Below are 22,820 nucleotides of genomic sequence, written 5' to 3'. Positions count from 1 at the left end.
CATGATTCGTTTTGAACAAGTTAGTAAAGCTTACCTTGGCGGAAAACAGGCACTGCAAGGAATCGATTTTCATCTACCCCGAGCACAAATGGCATTTTTGACCGGCCATTCTGGTGCAGGTAAAAGCACTTTACTGAAACTCATTTGCGGGATAGAAAGACCCAGTGCTGGTCATATTTGGTTTGATGGTCATGATATTAGCCGCCTGGAAAACCGCGAAATCCCTTTTCTTCGTCGTCAGATTGGCATGATTTTTCAGGATCACCATTTATTGCTAGATCGAACAGTATATGACAATGTAGCCATGCCTCTCATTATCGTTGGTGCCAGCACTGAGGACATCCGGCGCCGGGTGTCAGCAGCTTTAGATAAAGTAGGTTTGCTAGATAAAGCCAAAAATTTTCCTCTCCAGATTTCTGGTGGTGAACAACAGCGAGTGGGTATTGCGCGTGCTGTAGTTAATAAACCAGCGGTATTATTGGCTGATGAGCCGACAGGTAATTTAGATGAAACTTTGTCGCAAGAGATTTTGCGACTATTCGAAGAATTTAACCGTGTAGGAGTCACTGTATTAGTAGCTACTCATGATACTTCACTGATCATCAAACAACGATATCAGGTTCTGACATTAAGCCAAGGCAGAATGTCGGGAGTACATCATGGCAAGTAAATCGAAAAAAACTAAAATCCTACAAGGCGGTTGGTCTGTACAGTGGCGATATGCTTGGAAAAATGTATTAACGGATATGTTGCGCCAACCACTAGCAACCCTGTTAACAGTGACGGTGATCACTATTTCACTTACGTTACCGAGTGTGTGTTATATCGTCTGGAAAAATATCAATCAAGCCGCTACTCAGTGGTATCCGATACCGCAACTTACTCTCTATTTAGATCAAACGCTAGATGATAATGCGACTGAAAAAGTAGTTAGGTTATTAAAATCCATCCCTGAAATTGAAAAAGTTAATTATTTATCACGAGAAGAGGCGGTAAATGAGTTTCGCCATTGGTCTGGTTTTGGCGGCGCACTAGACATGTTGGAAGAAAATCCATTACCTGCTGTGGCGATAATTACACCAAAATCTAATTTTCAACATTTAGAAATGTTGAATACCCTAGGTGAAAAAATCAATAAAATAGCAGGAGTGGCGGAAGTTCGTATGGATGACAGTTGGTTCGCTCGTCTCAGTGCGCTAACTAAACTCATAGGCCAAATAGTCACGATAATTGGTTTATTGATGGTGGTAGCTGTATTTTTAGTGATTGGTAACAATGTTCGCTTAAGTATTTTTAGCCGTCGAGACACAATTAATGTCATGAAATTAATGGGGGCTACTGATGGATTTATCCTGCGCCCTTTTCTCAATGAGGGAGTTGTACTAGGATCCGCTGGCGCCTTATTATCATTGATTCTGTCTGAAACTCTCGTTTTTCAGTTAGGCGGGGTAGTTATGCAGGCCGCGAGTGTCTTTGGAACAAACTTTAATTTACAAGGCCTGAGTTGGGATGAAAATCTTTTATTTCTGCTTGTTGCTAGTATGATTGGTTGGTTGGCAGCATGGTTGGCTACGATTGAGCATTTACGCAAATTTACACCACAATGAATCATGGAATACGCTATTTACAGTAGCTTCTCTTACTTCTAGTATTCGATGATGAAAAAATATATCGGCAAAAATAGAAAATAGAGTTAGTTATCCCTTCTAGTCAGGCTTATACCGATAAAATAAATAGAAAACATTTTTTAAAGCCCTCTGCGAAATTTTCTTTAGTGAATTTTGGCGATCTCTAATAGGTAGCTAAGCTACATCGATTTCCTTAATTTTCGATATTTGGGTTAATATTGTTCAACGCTTGAATTTGATTTTAAGCATGCTAATATGACCGACAGTGTAAAAGCTTAATATACACGTGAAATGTGCACATGTTATTGCTATGAGGGGTTCAAATGAGCAAAGAAATACGAACTTTAGCCTTAATACCACAAGGTGGTCTGGACGCTTATATTAGGACAAGTAATACTTATCCGATGCTGACGGCAGAAGAGGAACAGGAATTAGCAGAACGGTTGCATTATCACGGTGATCTAAGTGCTGCTAAGAAATTGATATTATCTCATTTGCGCTTTGTTACGCACGTTGCTCGTAATTATTCTGGCTATGGTTTACCGCAAGCTGATTTAATTCAAGAAGGTAATATTGGTTTAATGAAAGCGGTGCGCCGTTTTAACCCCGCCATTGGCGTACGTCTTGTGTCTTTTGCAGTGCATTGGATCAAAGCGGAAATTCATGAATATGTTCTACGCAATTGGCGAATCGTAAAGGTCGCGACGACTAAAGCTCAACGAAAATTATTTTTCAATTTACGTAAATCTAAGCAACGCTTAGGCTGGTTTAATCAGGATGAAGTAGAAATGGTTGCCAAAGAGTTAGGCGTGTCGAAAAAAGACGTTCATGAAATGGAATCACGTATGTCCGCACAGGATATGACGTTTGATCTTTCACCGGATGATGATACGCGTGATGGTCAATTAGTGGCTCCTGTTCTATATTTACAAGATAGAAACTCTGATTTTGCTGGTGATATTGAAGAGGCTAATTGGGATAATCATGCCGTTGACAAATTGTCATACGCGTTAGAAAAGTTAGATGAACGTAGTCAGCACATCATCCGGGCGCGTTGGCTAAATGATGATAACAAAGCGACTTTGCAAGAGCTTGCTAGTAAGTATGGTGTATCTGCTGAACGTGTCAGGCAGTTAGAAAAAAATGCCATGAAAAAATTGCGGTTAGCAATAGAAGCTTGAACGAATAATAAAACGAAAATTTAAATCAAGGAAGGGGCGGATCTATATTAACTACCCCATCATGCTTTTAAAGCATCATGATATTTTTAGATGTCAATATCGATCATTTTTTATAGATATCGAAATAAAAAAATTAGTTATTTAAAATCCCAGACGCTCCGTGCGTATGCTTAAATTTCAATGAGTCACTCAATTTATTAAAAAAATTTTATCGTTGGAATATTGGTTAGGATCCACTTCTGATTAATAATTTTCCGATCACACTGCTGTGTCGAAGATTTTATCGACAATTCTCCCCGAACTAATAGAGTAACGATAAGCTTTTTAAGAGTCTGTTCGAAGTCTCTTATGCTCGTTAATGCTTTGTCAAGAAAGGGCTCAAAATGCCCATTTACTTACTTGTTTTTTTATAAAAAGACAACTGTACCTCTTCGCCTATTTTCTCCTCATCTTATCTTCACTAAAAAGATATCGAATAGTCTTAAGACGGCTGACTAAAATTTTTTACAATGATATCGATGAAAAATTACTTGAAACTTTCATCGAGAGTGAATCGATTCCATCCATGAAAAATTATAACAAGCGACTTTTATTATAAATTTAATATATAAAATTCTAACATTAGATTGACCTATATTATAAATTAAATATGTAAAATATACATGGTTGAGATTTTATGATTGACAAATCAGAGTATTTATTAATAATAGAAAATATTATTTTTACTTATTTTAATGTCTTAGAGTCTATTCAAATTCTTCTTTAGCGAGATTGGATATAAGAGATGAGAAGTAGTAAAGCCATTTTTTAAAGACGAGTTAAATATATTTATATTTTATGATTTTTTATTTTTGTATGTTTTACAGTAATTAATAATTAATTTTAATAAATAAGCTTAATTATATATTCATTTATTTTATATATTAAGCTAAATATAATAATATATTTTTATGTTTATAATTATATTAGATATTATTTTTTAGAATTAAATATTATTTAACTATGTGATTTTATTTGATTTTTATTATAAATATGAATAATAATTATTGTTAAATTTATTATATATCGATAATTATACTATTTTAAAATGTAATTTATTGATTTTTTTAATATTAGGGAGTGAATTATGTATATCGATACTGTATCTGTAGTCACCGAGAGCAAGCTCATTGATATCAATGGTAAAGATATCATAGATTATGGCTCCGATATTTCTGTGGATTGCTGCATGAATAAAATCCATTTTCACGGTAAAAAATTAACCATCAATATAAATGAAAAACAAAAAAGACTGGTGATGTGTCTTTTTAATGATGTTAACAGAAAGCAAGACATTATTAAGGTAGTATGGTACGAAAATCATAAAGGTATATCAGATAACAATTATCATCAATTAATCCATAAGTTCAGAATATTATTAAATGAATTCGGCATCCCTAGTGGTATTATAAAAACTATCAATAGATATGGGTTACGGTTAGATACTAGCTTATTACGCTCTTCTATGAATAATAAATGTGATGGCCGTTTTAATGGATATCATCAATCAAATAATTAATATACAACCGAGTATTTTCATTATCTCGAACGTATATTAATTTATTAATAATTAAGAGGGGCAATGCTTTTTTAACTACGCATTGCTTCCTTTCCCTAGAGTAATTATAAAAAGTGATTCTAGGTATTTTTATATTGCACTTTATTAACGAGTTAACATATATTTATTCTAATAAGCTATTATGTGAAGAGTTTTCAAGAAAATTTAAAAATACGAATATAAAAGAGTATTATAAATACAGAAAGTAAAAATTTAGATAAAAATAAATACTATCAATTTTTTTAAACGTACTTGGTATACATAGTTATATCGTATTAAAGTTACCAAATAACGTATTAAAGGTAATACCGACTAAAAATAGAAGTTTCGACTACTATTGTTTTAGATGAATAAGAAAGTCTAAGTGGTGATAAATAAAATTTTTCCACTGGAATATAATTTGACTAAATAAATTGTGCTGCGATTATGTCAGTTAAATGGTAATGCAGGCTCAGGAGCAGATCGATGTTTTAGTTATTACTTCTCCTACTGATATTATGTGTGATTTATAACACATTATCGAAGAATTCGATATAAGACGCGCATAAGTTTTAGTAGAAGCTATAATCGTTGAAGTTTATGATAGTGAGAGTCTTAATTTAGGTATCAGGTGGTTAAATTCATTAAATGGATGGACAAGTTTTATAGCGACAGCAGTCCAAAAATAATAATATCATATCTAATAGCACTACATATTTTTAACGGATTAGCTACAGTATTTTATTGTGGTAATTAGCATGGCTTATTTATGGTTCTTGCAATTAATGCCAAGTAACATCATAGCAACTCCAAGCGTTGTCACGCTGGATAAGAATTTAATGAAAGTAGTCTGTGTTAACATCAACTCAAATAGCATCTACTGATAAAGCATACGATGCTATCTCTCGTAATCTGTTGGTGTCATGCTAAAAATCAAACCTGAAATAAATATAGCTCGTTATACTAAAACTTTTTTTATATTGCATGTTAATGGAGGCGATCATATGGTGAGTCAGTACTGGTACTGGCGTGGAGAAAATTTTAATCATGAAGATCTCTCTTTACTTAGAGTGAAAATGTCTAAAAAATAGACAATTTTGAGCTAGGTTTTGCTTTAAAAGATTATGTTAAAAAATGATGAGATATGCTCGTTCATATAGTTTTACTCTATTGGAGATGTTACTAGTAATAGCTATTTTTTCAATGATAAATATAGCGACTTATCAAATATTGCGAACTATATTCAAAAATAAAAAAGTATTTTAACAAAAATATAAAAAATTAGTTATTATCTAGCATGTCATCAATTTTTTAGAACAGGATATTAGTTATGCAACAATGATACCTTACAGTTCAGATAATTTATTGTAACAGACTCATTTTTTGGTAGGAAAGATAAACTTATTAAGTTGCTAAACTATCCTGGTAATTAAAAGCCGATTTCATGAAACAGTTAGGTATTGTTTTATTGATAGTTTTATTAATTTTCACTTATTATTTCTATTTTGTTAGTCATCTTCTATGGAATATATAATATAGTATGATAACTGTAATTTAAAAGGAAAAATTATGATTGAATGGAATTCTTATCTGTGTTTTATTTTTTTATCTATTTTTGGATTATGTATTGGTAACTTTTTAAATGTTATAATACACCGAGTTCCTATTATTTTAGGTGATCAATGGAATGAAAAAAACGATGATGTAAAAAAAGAAAAATATAACCTATTTATTCCCGGATCATCATGTCCTCACTGCCATGAAAAAATATTACTCATATATAATATACCTATTTTAGGATGGTTATATTTAAAGGGAAAGAGTCGATGCTGTAATAATAATATTAATTTACGTTATCCTACAGTAGAGACGCTGACAGCCATAATTACAGTTTTTATTATGATTGAACATGGCAGTATATGGCTAAACATCGCCGCATTAATTTTAGCTTGGTCATTAATTGTACTGGCATTTATTGATTTAGATAAAAAAATTTTACCTGATTGCATCACATTACCTCTGCTTTGGTGTGGTCTGTTAATAAATGTAAAGAGTATGTTTACACCTTTGCCTTCAGCTGTAATAGGAGCAGTCGTTGGATATCTATTTTTTTGGTTAGCTTATTGGTTAATAAAAGCACTAACAGGAAAAAAAGGTATGGGATATGGTGATTTTAAATTAATGGCTGCGCTTGGAGCATGGTTTGGTTGGGAGATTATTCCATTTTTAACATTTATCTCTTCTTTTTTAGGTATCATTGGATATATTTCATTAAGGTTTTTTAGAAAAAAAACAAGTAAATCAATTGCATTTGGTCCCTGTTTGGCTATGTCTGGAATAATATCTATATTTTTTCATAAAAATTTCAATTATTTTTTATACTGATTTATGTTTTATATAGAATAGTTTACCTGATTTCAAGAAATAATTTAAGAAATAAGCCACTTTTCCATTGTTAAATTTTTATAAAAAATAAACTTATTATTTAAGTTTGTTTTTTATTTTTATTAAACGTTTTTTTATTTATTTTATTTTTTAATTTTATAAATTTTAGTTATATTTTTACTGATTATTCCTTTAGTTTTTAAGTAAATTATTGTATTTTCTTATTGATTAAATAAGTTACTGTTATTGTGTTTTTATTTCCCAATTGTAAACGCATATTAAACAATGTTGTATAAAAATAATACAGGATGGTTCATATGATTGATTTTATTGATATTAATTTTCATAATAATCAGTTGGCCGTTTCTATTTTTAGAAAAAAAATGAGCTCAATTAGTATAGAAAGATACATGTATTCTATGCTGTCATTTATGGACAAAAACTAATGGATAAAATATTTATTGGAGAAGTTTCTTTTTGTCAGAAAATTCGTACGATTGAACAAGATGGCAGAGAAATAAAACTGAGAAATAAAGAATCAGAAATGCTTAAGCTGCTTTGTGAAAACTATCCAGAACCCGTTTCGCGCAGAAAAATAGAACAATCTATCTGGGCTGGAAGTTACGTTACTGAAAATACATTAACACAAACAATTAGTAATTTACGTAATGCTATCGATGATAAAAAACACGAGCTTATTCTTACTATTCCGAAAAAAGGTTACTGTCTAGCAGTAGAGCCAAAAATGATCAATTTTGATTCGATAAAAATATCAGAAAAGCCTACAAGTATAGTTAAAAAATCAACAGAAAAATTAAATGCTAAAGGGTTCTCTTTTTTTACATGGCTGATCGGTATTGGAATTTTTTTGTTTGTATTTTATTTTACATACCTATTTTTTTTAATAGAAATCAGATTAATATTTTTTCTCTGCAATCGCAAAATCTACCTATTTTGATTAATTTAGATCAGCATAGAGATGCTGATTTTTTACGCATTTATAGAAAGCCACCTTATCTATTATTAAAAAAAAATAGTGATAATAGTTATTTAGTTTGTGAACCTTACAAAGGTGGATTGACATGTCTAAAAAAATGATTGTTTTTTATTTGACAGCTATCGGTTCAGGATACTTATTAGGTGCATTTTTAGGCATTATTTATGCGTACTACAATCCAATGCATCAATTGAATGGTTACTGGAAAAATAATTATTTTTTTTCGACAAAAAATGACCAATATCATATTAATTCTCGTGTTAGTATCATTGGGCGCGTCATTAAGTTTTCGTCTGAAGTGTACGATCAAGCAGCAGTGTTGAAATTTAATAGAGATTCAACATTGAGTCTTGTTGATACTAAAAACAATATATTTAAAGAGGAAGTGACCTCTAGTACAACCGCCAATATGGAAGATGAAGCACTTAACTTATTATTTAATAATACATTATTTGTTAGTCGTCCTACCTTCTATTTATTGGATAATAAAACAATATTATTTGAGCAATCTCAAGGGAATATCTATTCCAGTGCAAGGTTGTTGAAACGGAGTGATAGAAATTATAATAATTGATACTTTCATATATTGCCTTAGATCAAAATTTCGGATTGGCTAAAGATGGATTATGTTTGTTAATTAATCGATAAATCATTATTTGTTTGCTTTATGAGCAAAAGAACAAGTAAGATCATTTTTTTGTTGCATAGCTCGCTCGTACTGCTAGAATGCCGTTCAATTGAAGCCGGCATAGCTCAGTTGGTAGAGCAACTGACTTGTAATCAGTAGGTCCCGAGTTCGACTCTTGGTGCCGGCACCATAAAAAATTATAAGTTTAGGTGGGGTTCCCGAGCGGCCAAAGGGAGCAGACTGTAAATCTGCCGTCATCGACTTCGAAGGTTCGAATCCTTCCCCCACCACCACGTTCAGTTTTGAAGGTCTACCTAACCTGGCAGCGTATTTTTTGTTGAATCCCAGAGCGGGTAGTTTTGAATTGAACGGTGTGAGGAAACAACGTTGCTTGCAACGAATCAAAAGGGTATATCTTGACGAACACTATAAGCGTCAGTTTATGTTGTTAAAATCGGCTAAAAACCTTGTATAGTCATGCTAAGTTGATGTGGGAAACAGCAAAAATTTCGACAAATAAATATAGTACTAAATAGCAGGGATTAAGTAGTGCGGGCATCGTATAATGGCTATTACCTCAGCCTTCCAAGCTGATGATGTGGGTTCGATTCCCACTGCCCGCTCCAGAATTATCGAGTATTATTTGACTCGGCATGTTATAAAAGGGCATCATTTGATGCCCTTTTATAACATTGTGAAATCACAACTTGTCCATTTGTATATTGTTTTTTCAATGTGGAGCGTATTTAAGAGTCTATTCAAAATCTTCTAAAGAAATACTGTAGTCGGGTCTGTAAAACAAAGAAAAAACCCGATTGTGAAAGCAGTTATTGATAGCTTTTTTACCCTTAATTTTAAAAAGCGCTTGGTTTATTACCTTACTCATAGTTGACAGGTTGATTTAATGAGTGTGAACACAGAAGCTCAATGTAGCCGTAGTGGGATGGAAACTATTAAATGGCTATCCGTTGCTATATTACTGGTTGCTGCTATTGTTGGTAATTATTATTATCGTGACGTTTCTCTTCCGTTGCGTGCCTTGGCTGTAGTAATTATCATTGCTCTTGCTGGCGCGTTAGCTTTAATTACAGTGAAAGGTAGAGCGAGTGTTGCATTTGCTCGTGAAGCACGTACTGAAATGCGTAAGGTAATTTGGCCAACGCGTCAGGAAGCACTGCAAACTACGTTAATCGTTGCAGTGGTCACTGCCGTGATGTCACTTATCCTTTGGGGGCTTGATGGTATTCTTATCCGCTTAGTCTCATTTATTACTGGCTTGAGGTTTTAATAAGATGTCTGAAGCACCCAAAAAACGTTGGTACGTCGTTCAGGCGTTTTCCGGTTTTGAAGGTCGTGTAGCTCGATCGTTACGTGATTATATCAAGTTGAATAAAATTGAAGATCAATTTGGCGAAATCATGGTTCCGACGGAAGAAGTGCACGAAATGCGCGCTGGTCAACGTCGTAAAAGCGAACGAAAATTCTTTCCAGGTTATGTGTTAGTGCAGATGTTAATGAATGATACGACTTGGCATTTAGTGCGGAGCGTGCCCAGAGTAATGGGATTTATCGGTGGTACATCTGATCGTCCGGCACCAATTACTGATAAAGATGTGAATGCTATCATGGCTCGTCTGCAACAGGTAGGTGATAAGCCACGTCCGAAAACATTGTTCGAGCCCGGTGAATTGGTGCGTGTTAATGATGGCCCTTTTGCTGATTTTAATGGTACCGTTGAAAAAGTTGATTATGAAAAGAATCGCCTGACGGTCTCTGTTTCCATTTTTGGTCGTGCTACGCCAGTAGAGCTTGATTTTAGTCAGATTGGCAAAGGCTAGTTGCTTTAAGGATCTGTCTCTGAATCTTTTTGAACGATACTCAGATGAGTGAAAAATGGGCGAAAAATCGCAGTTTACATAGTGTAAATGAGCATCTTGATCTCGTTTTTGACGAAATATCAGTGAGCCAAAGAGACTTCGAGAAGGATAATAAGAACAGTAAGTATGCGATATAGGGTCGTATTCTCTGTCTTTCATTGGATGCGTCTATTTTTAGTAGAGCACGACAAGTATAAAATCAGGGGAGCCCAAAAATAGGAGCCTAATTGAAGTCTTCATTTAACGAAGCTCAGACGAGGAAAAAATGGGTGAAAAAGTGCAGTTTACATAGCGTAAATGAGTATTTTGAGCCATTTTTTGACAAAGTATAAGTGAGTGCAAGAGATTTCGAATAGGCTCTAAGGCGATACTACCCGAATTGAGGAATAATAAATGGCTAAAAAAGTACAAGCTTACGTCAAACTGCAGGTTGCTGCAGGCATGGCTAATCCAAGCCCCCCGGTTGGTCCCGCTTTGGGTCAACAAGGTGTTAACATTATGGAGTTTTGCAAAGCATTTAACGCTAGGACTGATAATATTGAAAAGGGGTTACCTATCCCGGTTGTTATCACTGTTTATGCTGATCGCTCTTTCACATTTGTTACTAAAACACCTCCCGCCTCAGTGTTGCTAAAAAAAGCCGCCGGTATTAAATCTGGCTCCGGTAAACCGAATTTAGAAAAAGTAGGAACAATAACTAAGGCTCAGATCCGTGAAATCGCAGAAACTAAAGAACCAGATATGACAGGGAATGATATCGACGCCATGATGCGTTCCATTGAAGGTACTGCCCGTTCTATGGGCTTGGTAGTGGAGGAATAACCAATGACTAAGCTAACCAAACGCATGCGACTGATCCATAGTAGTGTTGTTAAAGAAAAACAGTATGACATCAATGAAGCGCTTGTTCTTTTAAAAGAACTGGCTACCGCCAAATTTGTAGAAAGCGTGGATATTTCGGTTAATCTCGGTATTGATGCACGTAAATCTGATCAAAACGTTCGTGGCGCTACTGTTCTGCCTCATGGTACGGGGCGTTCGGTGCGTGTTGCCGTTTTTGCCCAGGGTGGCAATGCGGAAGCAGCAAAAGCAGCGGGTGCTGAACTGGTAGGGATGGAAGATTTAGCTGATCAGATTAAAAAAGGCGAAATGAATTTTGATGTGGTTATCGCTTCTCCTGATGCTATGCGTGTTGTGGGTCAATTAGGACAAATTTTAGGCCCGCGTGGTTTGATGCCTAACCCAAAAGTAGGTACAGTAACTGTTAATGTTGTAGAAGCCGTGAAAAATGCTAAAGCTGGTCAAGTGCGTTATCGTAACGATAAAGGTGGGATTATCCACAGCACTATTGGTAAAGTTAACTTTGAAGCGAATGCACTGAAGGAAAACTTGGAATCTTTGGTTGTAGCGCTGAAAAAAGCTAAACCTGCCTCATCGAAGGGTATTTATATCAAAAAAATCAGCCTATCCACTACTATGGGTGCCGGCGTTACTATTGACCAAAGTAGTTTGTTTAGTTAAAAGTGGTTTTAAGTATTTAAAAATGGCAGTTTCTAAGAGCCTATTTGATGTCTTTTGTGCTCACTGATACTTTGTTAAAAAGAGCTCAAAAAAGATATCGGGTGGGTTTTTAGAGATGAATAAGTTAAGGCAACCAATTTTTCGGTTGGGTTTGGATATATTCAAACCTCCGTCGAAGACCGCAGGTGTACTGATAAAAGTATTTGCAGTACTTAATTTTCCTGCGTAGACGGTGACAGATTCTGAATACTTTTTGCTAGATTCTGCTCACCGTATTTAAACGCCCGTCTATTAATTTGTATTTAGGTGTGAATTAATAGTCTACGAGCCATTTGAAAATTGAGCACGCAATGCAAAATATTTTGACGGTGGCTTTCGGGTGATGTGAGTTCCGGGGAATATTCCTTGGCTAATCCTAGGAGCAAAAAGCTAATGGCATTAAATCTTGAAGACAAAAAAGCGATTGTTGCTGAGATCAATGAAGTAGCTAAGAATGCACTTTCTGCTGTTGTTGCCGATTCGCGTGGTGTTACTGTAGATAAAATGACTGAACTGCGTAAATCAGCTCGTGAAGCGGGCGTGTATATGCGTGTTGTCCGTAACACTTTGATGCGTCGTGTTGTTGAAGATACTGAGTTTGAATGTCTCAAAGACAGCTTTGTTGGTCCAACCTTAATTGCATTTTCTTCTGAACATCCAGGCGCAGCAGCACGTTTGTTTAAAGAATTCGCGCAAGCGAATGCAAAATTTGAGGTTAAAGTTGCTGCTTTTGAAGGTGAATTGATTCCAGGGGTACAAATTGATCGCCTGGCAACTTTACCAACCTACAGCGAGGCGATTGCACGCCTGATGGCAACCATGAAAGAAGCCTCTGCTGGCAAATTGGTGCGTACTCTCGCTGCGCTGCGTGATCAGAGAGAAGAGAAAGCGGCTTAATCGTTTTTTCTTTAACGGCTTATTTAACGTATATACCCACAACCCTTGAAGTTGCCTTCGGCTGCCAGGGTGTGAGACCCGATGAGCGTAGACAACTACGTGATGCGGGCGAGGGCTCGCAGCTAACAACGCGGCAGCTTCAAAGGCGAAGGGTATAAACTATTTTTGGATTTTAGGAACACTTGTTATGTCTATTACTAAAGAACAAATTTTGGAAGGCGTTGCAGCTCTGACTGTAATGGAAGTCGTCGAGTTGATTGCGGATATGGAAGAAAAATTTGGCGTTTCTGCTGCGGCCGCTGTTGCAGCGGGTCCTGCAACGACGGCGGCAGTTGTGGAAGAGAAAACTGAATTTGATGTTATTTTGATAACTGTTGGCGTCAATAAAATCCAAGTTATTAAAGCGGTACGTGGAGTGACTGGTTTAGGCTTAAAAGAAGCGAAAGATTTAGTAGAAGCTGCTCCAAAAGCGGTGAAAGAAAGCATTAGTAAAGACGAGGCTGACGCGCTGAAGAAAACTCTTGAAGAGGCAGGTGCTACTTGTGAGCTTAAATAAGTCAGGTTTTCGACTTGCAGTTTGATTTTATAGGCTGATGGCTGGTGACTCGTGGGTCATCGGCTTTTTTGCGCTATTAAGACGTTAGTAACATGCCACACTGTTTATAGCCGAATCAGTTTAATTTGATTCAAGGCGGAGGAGCACAGACAGTACAAATAGTACGGCAAGCGACAACAACGCAGAATCAAATTAAACTGGTTTGGCTATGTTCTACATTTTATCCCTATTTTTTATCGACGACTTAATATACTGGGTTCTCAGCTACGACCCACTCGGGTAGCTCGGTGTAGAGAACGCAATGAAATGATTTAAGAGTGGTAGAAAAAATAAAATGAGCGGTGTTTAGAGCCTATTCGGAATCTTTTGTGCTCGCTGGTTATTTCATCAAAAATGCGTCAAACTGCCGATTCTACTTTATATGATATGTATAATCGCGCCATTTAACTTATTTTTTCATCGATTGAGAGTGGCTAAAGAAGATTTCGAATAGGCTCTTAGCAAAATTCGCCGTAAACTCTAGCTCAATACGGGCAAGGATATATACCGACCACAGTCCTTCAAGTTGCTACTAGGCGGCCAGGGCATGAGACCGATGAGTGTATACTCAATGAATTTCGAGTTACGGCAAGGCGGCAGTCAATCGAATAGGTACATGACTGAGATGAGTGATCGCTGCCAACGCCGCCGTAACTTGAAAGGCGAAGGGTATAAGGCGAAAAGCCCGAAGGGCTTTCAAGTAGCAAGGCCTATTTGAATTACAGGCGGCGGGTCTCGTCGTTTTTGCCCATGGAGGCTAGCATAAGACTTGTTATGCACAAGCGGCGGCCTGTGAAATGGGAAGCCTCACCCAATAGGGTGGGGAGTAGTCACATACTACAAGTCGTAATAGTGGATAGAAAAAAAGATTGGAAAACCAATCGAAATAAATGGCGTTACATGTACTCTTTAGTACAGTGTGGGTCACTACGACAGCTAGCTGAGGAACCCTATGGTTTATTCCTATACCGAGAAAAAACGTATTCGTAAAGACTTTGGTAAACGTCCACAAGTACTGGACATACCTTATCTTCTTTCCATCCAACTGGATTCATTTCAAAAATTTATCGAGCAAGATCTAGAAGGGCAGCAAGGTCTGGAAGCGGCTTTCCGTTCTGTTTTTCCGATCCAAAGCTACAATGGCAATTCAGAATTACAATATGTTAGTTACCGCCTTGGTGAACCGGTTTTTGACGTTAAAGAATGTCAGATTCGTGGTGTGACTTATTCTGCACCACTACGCGTTAAATTGCGTTTGGTCATTTATGAACGGGAAGCACCTGAAGGTACGGTTAAAGATATTAAAGAACAAGAAGTCTATATGGGTGAAATCCCATTGATGACTGAAAATGGTACTTTTGTTATTAATGGTACTGAGAGGGTTATCGTTTCTCAGCTGCACCGCAGTCCCGGTGTATTTTTTGATAGTGATAAGGGTAAAACGCATTCATCAGGCAAAGTGTTGTATAACGCACGCATTATCCCTTACCGCGGCTCATGGTTAGATTTCGAATTTGATCCGAAAGATAATTTGTTTGTTCGTATTGATCGTCGGCGTAAATTGCCTGCGACTATTATGCTGCGAGCGTTAAGTTATACGCCTGAACAGATTTTGGATCTGTTTTTTGAAAAAGTCGTGTTTGAAATTTGTGATAGTAAGCTACAAATGGCGTTGATACCGGAGCGTTTACGTGGTGAAACCGCTTCTTTTGATATTAAAGCCAATGATAAGATTTATGTTGAGAAAGGACGGCGTATTACCGCGCGTCATATTCATCAGCTAGAAAAAGATAACGTTAATAGTATAGAAGTCCCGGTCGAATATATTGTCGGTAAGGTAGTGGCAAAGGATTATATTGATACCAGTACAGGTGAAGTGATTTGTGCTGTCAATACCGAATTGTCACTGGATTTACTGGCAAAATTAAGTAAGTCTGGCTATAAATGCGTCGAAACGCTATTTACCAATGGTCTGGATCACGGGGCTTACATTTCTGAAACCCTGCGTGTTGACCCAACCAATGATCGCCTGGGTGCTTTGGTTGAAATTTATCGAATGATGCGCCCTGGTGAACCACCTACTCGTGATGCGGCAGAAAATTTATTTGAGAATTTGTTTTTTTCTGAAGATCGTTATGATTTGTCGACTGTGGGTAGAATGAAATTCAATCGTTCATTGTCACGTGTTGAGATCGAAGGATCGGGTATCTTGAGCAAAGAAGACATCATTGATGTGATGAAAAAGCTGATTGATATTCGTAACGGTAAAGGTGAGGTGGATGATATCGATCACTTGGGTAACCGCCGTATTCGCTCCGTAGGTGAAATGGCTGAAAACCAATTCCGTGTCGGTTTGGTGCGCGTTGAGCGGGCAGTTAAAGAACGTCTTTCACTGGGCGATCTTGAAACACTGATGCCACAGGATATGATCAACGCTAAGCCGATTTCAGCCGCGGTAAAGGAGTTTTTCGGCTCCAGCCAGCTTTCCCAATTTATGGATCAAAACAACCCACTTTCTGAGATTACACATAAGCGCCGCATTTCGGCATTAGGTTCCGGTGGTTTGACACGTGAACGTGCTGGTTTTGAAGTGCGAGATGTACACCCCACGCATTATGGTCGTGTCTGCCCTGTTGAAACACCGGAAGGCCCAAACATTGGTCTGATTAACTCCTTATCGGTGTATGCACGGACGAACGAATATGGTTTTTTGGAAACGCCTTATCGTTGTGTACAAGGTGGTGTGGTAACCAATGAAATTCGTTATCTGTCTGCCATCGAAGAAGGCAACTACGTTATCGCTCAGGCGAATTCTAATTTAGATGAAAAAAATTGTTTTATAGATGATTTGATCACCTGTCGTAATAAAGATGAATCCAGCTTGTTTAGCAGCGAACAGATTGATTATATGGATGTTTCTACTCAACAGGTGGTTTCTGTTGGTGCTTCATTGATTCCCTTCCTGGAACATGATGATGCTAACCGCGCCTTAATGGGTGCTAACATGCAACGCCAAGCGGTGCCTACTCTTCGGGCTGAGAAACCATTGGTCGGTACCGGGATGGAGCGTGCGGTGGCAGTAGATTCAGGGGTTACTTCTGTCGCTAGACGTGGTGGTACGATTCAGTATGTTGATGCCTCACGTATCGTGATTAAAGTGAACGAAAAAGAAATGAAGTCGGACGAAGCGGGTATTGATATTTATAACCTGACTAAATATACCCGTTCTAACCAAAATACTTGCATTAATCAAATGCCTTGTGTGAATTTAAACGATTCCATTGAACGCGGTGATGTGTTGGCAGATGGTCCTTCTACTGATCTGGGTGAATTGGCATTAGGGCAGAATATGCGTGTTGCTTTCATGCCTTGGAATGGTTACAACTTCGAAGACTCTATTTTGGTCTCTGAACGCGTAGTGCAAGAAGATCGCTTTACTACTATTCATATTCAAGAATTAGCCTGTGTATCGCGTGATACTAAGTTAGGATCTGAAGAAATCACTGCTGATATACCCAATGTGGGGGAAGCTGCTCTTTCGAAATTAGACGAATCCGGTATTGTCTACATTGGTGCAGAAGTGACTAGTGGTGACATTTTGGTGGGTAAAGTAACACCAAAAGGTGAAACCCAACTGACACCGGAAGAAAAATTGTTGCGTGCAATTTTCGGTGAGAAAGCTTCTGATGTGAAAGATTCTTCTCTGCGAGTACCGAACGGTGTTTCTGGTACGGTTATTGACGTGCAAGTTTTTACTCGTGATGGTGTAGAGAAAGATAAACGTGCACTAGATATTGAAAGAATGCAACTCCAGCAAGCGAAACAAGATTTAAAAGAAGAATTGAAAATTTTGGAAGCAGGGTTGCTCGCTCGTATCCGCGCGGTATTGGTTGCTGGTGGTATAGATTCTGAAAAATTGGATAAATTGCCTTCTGAGCGCTGGTTAGGGCTTTATTTGTCTGATGAAGAAAAACAATATCAATTGGAGCAGTTAGCTGAACAGTGCGAGGAACTGAAATCAGAATTCGAAAAGAAATTGGAAGGTAAGCGGCGTAAAATAATCCAAGGTGATGATCTTGCACCTGGTGTGCTCAAAATCGTTAAAGTTTATCTGGCGGTTAAACGTCAGATCCAACCTGGCGATAAAATGGCCGGTCGTCATGGTAATAAAGGGGTAATTTCGAAAATTAATCCAATCGAGGATATGCCTTATGATGAATATGGCACGCCAGTAGATATTGTGCTTAATCCTTTGGGTGTTCCATCGCGTATGAACATCGGTCAAATTTTGGAAACCCATTTAGGGATGGCGGCGAAGGGCATTGGTGAAAAGATCAATGCCATGCTGAGAAAACACGAAAAAGTGACTAAATTACGCGAGTTTATACAGAAGGCTTATGATCTCGGAGATAATGTTTGTCAGAAGGTAGATTTGAGTACTTTCTCTGATGACGAAGTGTTAAATTTAGCCGAAAATTTGAAAAAAGGAATGCCCATCGCTTCACCGGTCTTTGACGGTGCAAAAGAGATAGAAATAAAAGAACTATTAAAACTAGCAGGCTTACCAGCTTCAGGTCAAATCACTTTATTTGATGGCCGAACCGGTGAGCAATTTGAGCGTCCGGTAACGGTTGGTTATATGTATATGCTTAAATTGAATCATTTGGTCGATGATAAAATGCACGCCCGTTCTACTGGTTCTTACAGTCTAGTTACTCAACAACCTCTGGGGGGTAAGGCTCAGTTCGGTGGGCAGCGTTTCGGTGAAATGGAAGTGTGGGCATTGGAAGCCTACGGTGCCGGCTATACGTTGCAGGAAATGTTGACTGTCAAATCTGATGATGTCAACGGCCGTACCAAAATGTATAAAAACATTGTGGATGGTGATCACCGTATGGAGCCAGGCATGCCAGAATCTTTCAACGTACTATTGAAAGAAATTCGCTCGCTGGGTATCAATATTGAGCTGGAAGAAGAATAAGTTTTTTCCAGATGACAGTTTTTTGGAATCTTGCTCCTCTACTATAAAATGAGGAGTTGTATACCCGGTATAAAACCAAAAATCTGTCATGTTCGCACTGCTCACCGGTGTATTTAAACTTAGGTTTAGGTACTCAATAGCTCTAACTCCGACAGGAGCCAATCCGTGAAAGATTTATTAAAATTTCTAAAAGCACAAACAAAGAACAACGATGAGTTTAATGCAATAAAAATTGCTCTGGCTTCGCCAGATATGATCCGCTCATGGTCGTTCGGTGAAGTAAAAAAACCAGAAACCATCAATTATCGTACCTTTAAACCAGAGCGCGACGGTCTCTTTTGTGCCCGTATCTTTGGTCCAGTAAAGGATTACGAGTGCCTGTGTGGCAAATATAAGCGTTTAAAACATCGTGGTGTTATCTGTGAGAAATGCGGCGTTGAAGTGACTCAAACCAAAGTACGACGTGATCGTATGGGGCATATTGAGCTGGCTTCGCCTACCGCACATATTTGGTTCTTAAAATCGCTTCCCTCGCGTATCGGTTTATTACTCGATATGCCATTACGTGATATCGAACGTGTGCTTTACTTCGAATCTTACGTCGTGGTTGAAGGTGGAATGACTAACTTAGAACGTCGTCAAATCCTGACCGAGGAACAGTATCTTGATGCGTTAGAAGAATTTGGTGATGAGTTCGATGCGAAAATGGGCGCGGAAGCCATTCAAGCGCTATTAAAAAATATGGATCTCAACGTTGAATGTGAATTGCAACGTGAAGAATTAAATGAAACTAATTCTGAAACCAAGCGTAAAAAATTAACCAAGCGTATCAAACTATTAGAAGCGTTTATTCAATCTGGCAACAAACCAGAGTGGATGATTTTAACTGTATTACCGGTATTACCCCCTGATTTACGGCCATTAGTTCCGTTAGATGGTGGGCGTTTTGCCACTTCTGATTTGAACGATTTATATCGCCGTGTTATTAACCGTAATAATCGACTAAAGCGTCTGTTGGATCTGGCTGCCCCTGATATTATCGTACGTAATGAAAAACGCATGCTGCAAGAAGCGGTGGATGCTTTGCTGGATAATGGGCGTCGTGGCCGTGCGATTACCGGCTCTAATAAGCGTCCGTTGAAGTCTTTAGCGGATATGATCAAAGGAAAACAAGGTCGTTTTCGGCAAAACTTACTGGGTAAACGTGTCGATTATTCAGGACGTTCGGTTATCACTGTCGGTCCCGGTTTGCGTCTGCATCAATGTGGTTTACCTAAAAAAATGGCACTGGAGCTGTTCAAACCCTTTATTTATGGCAAGTTAGAATTGAAAGGGCTGGCGACAACCATCAAAGCGGCTAAAAAGATGGTTGAACGTGAAGAGGCTGTGGTATGGGATATTTTGGATGAGGTTATCCGTGAACATCCGGTGCTATTGAACCGTGCGCCCACTTTGCACCGTTTAGGTATTCAAGCGTTTGAACCGGTGTTGATTGAAGGTAAAGCGATTCAACTACATCCATTGGTTTGTGCTGCCTATAATGCTGACTTCGATGGTGATCAGATGGCAGTGCACGTACCTTTAACACTGGAAGCTCAGTTAGAAGCGCGTGCGTTGATGATGTCGACTAATAACATCCTCTCCCCGGCGAACGGCGAGCCTATTATCGTACCTTCCCAGGATGTGGTGTTGGGACTTTATTACATGACGCGTGACTGTGTTAACGCCAAAGGCGAAGGCATGGTGTTGACGGGACCGAAAGAAGCAGAACGGGTTTACCGCATGGGTTTAGCTTCACTGCATGCGCGGGTGAAAGTCCGTATCTCTGAAGAGATATGTAATATTGAAGGCGAAAAAATTAGTCAAACCAGTATCGTCGATACTACCATTGGTCGTGCCATTTTATGGATGATTGTGCCGAAAGGACTGCCTTACTCTGTCGTTAATCAAACCCTGGGTAAAAAAGCCATTTCTAAGATGCTGAATACCTGTTACCGCATATTAGGACTCAAACCGACGGTGATTTTTGCTGACCAAATTATGTATACCGGTTTTACTTATGCTGCTCGTTCGGGCATGTCAGTCGGCATTGATGATATGGTGATCCCTAAGGAAAAAATAGAGATTATTACAGAGGCAGAAACTGAAGTTGCTGAGATCCAGGAACAATTCAAATCTGGCCTGGTTACCGCTGGAGAACGTTACAACAAAGTGATCGATATCTGGGCAGCGGCTAACGAACGGGTTGCTAAAGCGATGATGAAGAATCTGTCTGTTGAAAATGCTATTGACTGTAATGGAAAAGAGGAACAGCAAGTTTCTTTCAATAGTATCTTTATGATGGCGGACTCTGGTGCTCGTGGATCCCCTGCGCAAATTCGTCAATTGGCGGGTATGCGTGGCTTGATGGCGAAACCTGATGGTTCGATCATTGAAACACCCATTACCGCTAACTTCCGCGAAGGATTGAATGTTCTTCAGTATTTCATCTCGACCCATGGTGCACGTAAAGGTTTAGCTGATACCGCATTGAAAACGGCTAACTCCGGTTATTTAACACGTCGGTTAGTTGATGTGGCACAGGATTTAGTTGTTACTGAAGATGATTGTGGTACCAATGATGGTCTCGTGATGACGCCCGTTATTGAGGGAGGAAATGTAAAAGAAGCATTGCGTGAACGTGTCTTGGGTCGCGTAACAGCGGAAGATATTGTTAGGCCAGGTAGCGCTGACATTTTGGTGCCCCGTAATTCGTTACTGAGTGAAAAATGTTGTGATCTGTTAGAAGAGAATTCGGTTGACACGGTAAAAGTACGTTCAGTAGTGAATTGTGAAACCGATTTTGGGATCTGTGCGAATTGTTATGGTCGTGACTTGGCACGAGGTCATATCATCAACAAAGGTGAAGCTGTCGGCGTTATTGCAGCACAATCTATTGGTGAGCCTGGTACACAGCTCACGATGAGAACTTTCCACATTGGTGGTGCGGCATCCAGAGCCGCGGCAGAGTCCAGTATTACAGTAAATAGCAAAGGCAAGTTGAGACTGAGCAACGCTAAATTTGTTATCAACAGTGCGGGTAAATGTGTTATCACTTCACGTAATACTGAATTGAAATTGATTGATGAATTTGGTCGTACTAAGGAAAGCTATAAAATTCCGTATGGTGCGATAATGGCGAAAGGAGACGGAGCAGAAGTTAATACCGGTGAGACGGTAGCTAACTGGGATCCACATATTATGCCCGTTATCACTGAAGTGGCCGGTTTTATTCGCTTCTCTGACATGATTGATAGCCAGACGATTACCCGTCAAACTGATGATTTAACCGGTTTATCTTCTTTAGTCGTCCTCGACAGTGCAGAACGTACCGGTAGCGGTAAAGACTTGCGCCCAGCATTAAAAATTGTGGATGCTAAAGGTAATGAGGTATTGATACCAGGTACCGATATGCCTGCTCAATACTTCTTGCCAGGTAAGGCTATTGTGCAATTGAAGGATGAAGTTGAAATTGGTGTCGGTGATACCTTGGCGCGTATTCCTCAAGAATCTAGTGGTACCAAAGATATCACCGGTGGGTTACCCCGCGTGGCTGATCTGTTTGAAGCCCGTCGTCCCAAAGAGCCGGCAATTTTGGCTGAACACAGTGGAATTATCTCATTTGGTAAAGAAACTAAAGGCAAGCGTCGTTTGGTCATTTCACCGTTAGATGGTAGTGATGCTTATGAAGAGATGATTCCAAAATGGCGTCAGCTCAACGTATTCGAAGGTGAAATGGTAGAACGTGGTGATGTGCTTTCTGATGGCCCAGAATCTCCACACGATATCTTACGCCTACGGGGTGTTCATGCGGTGACACGTTATATTACTAACGAAGTGCAAGAAGTGTACCGCCTGCAGGGAGTAAAGATTAACGATAAACATATTGAAGTTATCGTTCGTCAGATGTTGCGTAAAGGCACGATTGTTAACGCGGGAGGAGCTGACTTCTTAGCCGGTGAGCAAGCAGAAATATCACGGGTGAAAATCGCCAATCGTAAATTAGTAGCGGAAGATAAAACTGAAGCAACCTTTACACGCGATTTACTGGGGATCACGAAAGCCTCTTTGGCGACTGAGTCCTTTATTTCTGCGGCTTCGTTCCAAGAAACGACGAGAGTACTTACTGAGGCTGCGGTGGCGGGTAAACGCGATGAACTCCGTGGTTTGAAAGAAAATGTTATTGTCGGTCGTTTGATTCCAGCCGGTACTGGTTATGCGCATCATCAAAAGCGTATGCGTAGTCGTTTGGTAGAAGAATCGGTTACGCTGAAAATGAGCCCTGATGAAGCGTCAGCAAATATGGCTGAGTTACTTAATGCTGGTTTTGATAACAAAAACGAGTAACAGGTTTATCAAGGTAATATACTGATCGTTTAGTGTTATTGAAAAAATATTATAGATATATGAGAATCAGGTTCAAAATTTTTTGAACCTGATTTTTTTGTATTTAATAATAAATTTTCTCCTCAATAG

General features: G+C 38.5%; 17 protein-coding genes and 3 tRNA genes. All 20 read left to right on the top strand.

Annotated features, from left to right (window positions below):
• Position 1: 1 nt before the first annotated feature.
• The 20 genes from ftsE to rpoC all read left to right on the top strand — a co-directional run bounded on the left by ftsE (position 2) and on the right by rpoC (position 22,691).
• A complete protein-coding gene (ftsE, locus tag AACL30_RS08115; protein ID WP_006705217.1) occupies positions 2–670 on the top strand; it encodes a cell division ATP-binding protein FtsE in 669 nt (222 codons plus the stop codon).
• On the top strand, positions 660–1,607 hold the full coding sequence (gene ftsX, locus AACL30_RS08110; RefSeq protein WP_339058309.1) for a permease-like cell division protein FtsX: 948 nt from the start codon (positions 660–662) through the stop codon (positions 1,605–1,607). Before ftsE ends, ftsX begins: the two co-directional genes overlap by 11 nt.
• A 344-nt stretch (positions 1,608–1,951) precedes the next feature.
• Positions 1,952–2,809, top strand: a complete 858-nt coding sequence (gene rpoH, locus AACL30_RS08105) for an RNA polymerase sigma factor RpoH (RefSeq protein ID WP_339058308.1) — start codon at positions 1,952–1,954, stop codon at positions 2,807–2,809.
• A gap of 1,126 nt (positions 2,810–3,935) precedes the next feature.
• On the top strand, positions 3,936–4,367 hold the full coding sequence (locus AACL30_RS08100; RefSeq protein ID WP_339058307.1) for a helix-turn-helix domain-containing protein: 432 nt from the start codon (positions 3,936–3,938) through the stop codon (positions 4,365–4,367).
• Between the two features lie 1,152 nt (positions 4,368–5,519).
• Complete coding sequence (locus AACL30_RS16475) at positions 5,520–5,651, top strand: prepilin-type N-terminal cleavage/methylation domain-containing protein (protein WP_422389585.1); 132 nt, start codon at positions 5,520–5,522, stop codon at positions 5,649–5,651.
• Positions 5,652–5,954: 303 nt separating this feature from the next.
• On the top strand, positions 5,955–6,770 hold the full coding sequence (locus AACL30_RS08095; protein WP_339058306.1) for an A24 family peptidase: 816 nt from the start codon (positions 5,955–5,957) through the stop codon (positions 6,768–6,770).
• Between the two features lie 445 nt (positions 6,771–7,215).
• Positions 7,216–7,728 (top strand): winged helix-turn-helix domain-containing protein, encoded by a 513-nt coding sequence (locus tag AACL30_RS08090; RefSeq protein WP_339058305.1) that lies wholly within the window; start codon positions 7,216–7,218, stop codon positions 7,726–7,728.
• 124 nt (positions 7,729–7,852) lie between these two features.
• Complete coding sequence (locus AACL30_RS08085) at positions 7,853–8,341, top strand: hypothetical protein (protein ID WP_339058304.1); 489 nt, start codon at positions 7,853–7,855, stop codon at positions 8,339–8,341.
• 168 nt (positions 8,342–8,509) lie between these two features.
• A tRNA-Thr gene (locus AACL30_RS08080) sits at positions 8,510–8,585 on the top strand.
• Between the two features lie 18 nt (positions 8,586–8,603).
• A tRNA-Tyr gene (locus AACL30_RS08075) sits at positions 8,604–8,688 on the top strand.
• 258 nt (positions 8,689–8,946) lie between these two features.
• Positions 8,947–9,021: transfer RNA gene (locus AACL30_RS08070), tRNA-Gly, on the top strand.
• A 278-nt stretch (positions 9,022–9,299) separates the two neighbouring features.
• A complete protein-coding gene (gene secE / locus AACL30_RS08065; RefSeq protein ID WP_339058303.1) occupies positions 9,300–9,683 on the top strand; it encodes a preprotein translocase subunit SecE in 384 nt (127 codons plus the stop codon).
• A 4-nt stretch (positions 9,684–9,687) separates the two neighbouring features.
• Positions 9,688–10,233, top strand: coding sequence for a transcription termination/antitermination protein NusG (nusG, locus tag AACL30_RS08060; protein ID WP_339058302.1), 546 nt, complete (start codon positions 9,688–9,690; stop codon positions 10,231–10,233).
• A gap of 432 nt (positions 10,234–10,665) precedes the next feature.
• Positions 10,666–11,094 carry a 50S ribosomal protein L11 gene (rplK, locus tag AACL30_RS08055; RefSeq protein ID WP_339058301.1) on the top strand — a complete coding sequence of 143 codons (429 nt, stop codon included), beginning with the start codon at positions 10,666–10,668 and terminating at the stop codon, positions 11,092–11,094.
• A gap of 3 nt (positions 11,095–11,097) precedes the next feature.
• Positions 11,098–11,793: a 50S ribosomal protein L1 gene (gene rplA / locus AACL30_RS08050; RefSeq protein WP_339058300.1), complete on the top strand. Its 696-nt coding sequence runs from the start codon at positions 11,098–11,100 to the stop codon at positions 11,791–11,793.
• A 432-nt stretch (positions 11,794–12,225) separates the two neighbouring features.
• On the top strand, positions 12,226–12,729 hold the full coding sequence (rplJ, locus tag AACL30_RS08045; protein WP_339058299.1) for a 50S ribosomal protein L10: 504 nt from the start codon (positions 12,226–12,228) through the stop codon (positions 12,727–12,729).
• Positions 12,730–12,916: 187 nt separating this feature from the next.
• The gene (gene rplL, locus AACL30_RS08040; RefSeq protein WP_339058298.1) at positions 12,917–13,285 is read left to right on the top strand and encodes a 50S ribosomal protein L7/L12; all 369 of its coding nucleotides are present in this window, start codon (positions 12,917–12,919) and stop codon (positions 13,283–13,285) included.
• A 610-nt stretch (positions 13,286–13,895) separates the two neighbouring features.
• Complete coding sequence (locus tag AACL30_RS08035; protein WP_339058297.1) at positions 13,896–14,042, top strand: hypothetical protein; 147 nt, start codon at positions 13,896–13,898, stop codon at positions 14,040–14,042.
• Between the two features lie 234 nt (positions 14,043–14,276).
• Positions 14,277–18,305 (top strand): DNA-directed RNA polymerase subunit beta, encoded by a 4,029-nt coding sequence (rpoB, locus tag AACL30_RS08030; RefSeq protein ID WP_339058296.1) that lies wholly within the window; start codon positions 14,277–14,279, stop codon positions 18,303–18,305.
• 165 nt (positions 18,306–18,470) lie between these two features.
• Positions 18,471–22,691: a DNA-directed RNA polymerase subunit beta' gene (gene rpoC / locus AACL30_RS08025; RefSeq protein WP_339058295.1), complete on the top strand. Its 4,221-nt coding sequence runs from the start codon at positions 18,471–18,473 to the stop codon at positions 22,689–22,691.
• The last annotated feature ends 129 nt before the right edge of the window (positions 22,692–22,820 follow it).

Source organism: Candidatus Regiella endosymbiont of Tuberolachnus salignus (assembly GCF_964020115.1).
GTDB lineage: Bacteria > Pseudomonadota > Gammaproteobacteria > Enterobacterales > Enterobacteriaceae > Regiella > Regiella insecticola.
The sequence above is the reverse complement of the archived record's forward strand: the minus strand, read 5'-3'. Positions and strand labels throughout refer to the sequence as shown.

What these genes read in the sequence shown, in the direction of transcription:
- rplL (WP_339058298.1), top strand. Translation starts at nt 12,917, where the DNA reads ATGTCTATTACTAAAGAACAAATTTTGGAAGGCGTTGCAGCTCTGACT.
- rplA (WP_339058300.1), top strand. Translation starts at nt 11,098, where the DNA reads ATGACTAAGCTAACCAAACGCATGCGACTGATCCATAGTAGTGTTGTT.
- AACL30_RS08035 (WP_339058297.1), top strand. Translation starts at nt 13,896, where the DNA reads ATGAATTTCGAGTTACGGCAAGGCGGCAGTCAATCGAATAGGTACATG.
- rplJ (WP_339058299.1), top strand. Translation starts at nt 12,226, where the DNA reads ATGGCATTAAATCTTGAAGACAAAAAAGCGATTGTTGCTGAGATCAAT.
- AACL30_RS16475 (WP_422389585.1), top strand. Translation starts at nt 5,520, where the DNA reads ATGATGAGATATGCTCGTTCATATAGTTTTACTCTATTGGAGATGTTA.
- AACL30_RS08085 (WP_339058304.1), top strand. Translation starts at nt 7,853, where the DNA reads ATGTCTAAAAAAATGATTGTTTTTTATTTGACAGCTATCGGTTCAGGA.
- AACL30_RS08090 (WP_339058305.1), top strand. Translation starts at nt 7,216, where the DNA reads ATGGATAAAATATTTATTGGAGAAGTTTCTTTTTGTCAGAAAATTCGT.
- AACL30_RS08095 (WP_339058306.1), top strand. Translation starts at nt 5,955, where the DNA reads ATGATTGAATGGAATTCTTATCTGTGTTTTATTTTTTTATCTATTTTT.
- rpoB (WP_339058296.1), top strand. Translation starts at nt 14,277, where the DNA reads ATGGTTTATTCCTATACCGAGAAAAAACGTATTCGTAAAGACTTTGGT.
- rpoH (WP_339058308.1), top strand. Translation starts at nt 1,952, where the DNA reads ATGAGCAAAGAAATACGAACTTTAGCCTTAATACCACAAGGTGGTCTG.
- secE (WP_339058303.1), top strand. Translation starts at nt 9,300, where the DNA reads ATGAGTGTGAACACAGAAGCTCAATGTAGCCGTAGTGGGATGGAAACT.
- rplK (WP_339058301.1), top strand. Translation starts at nt 10,666, where the DNA reads ATGGCTAAAAAAGTACAAGCTTACGTCAAACTGCAGGTTGCTGCAGGC.
- nusG (WP_339058302.1), top strand. Translation starts at nt 9,688, where the DNA reads ATGTCTGAAGCACCCAAAAAACGTTGGTACGTCGTTCAGGCGTTTTCC.
- AACL30_RS08100 (WP_339058307.1), top strand. Translation starts at nt 3,936, where the DNA reads ATGTATATCGATACTGTATCTGTAGTCACCGAGAGCAAGCTCATTGAT.
- ftsX (WP_339058309.1), top strand. Translation starts at nt 660, where the DNA reads ATGGCAAGTAAATCGAAAAAAACTAAAATCCTACAAGGCGGTTGGTCT.
- ftsE (WP_006705217.1), top strand. Translation starts at nt 2, where the DNA reads ATGATTCGTTTTGAACAAGTTAGTAAAGCTTACCTTGGCGGAAAACAG.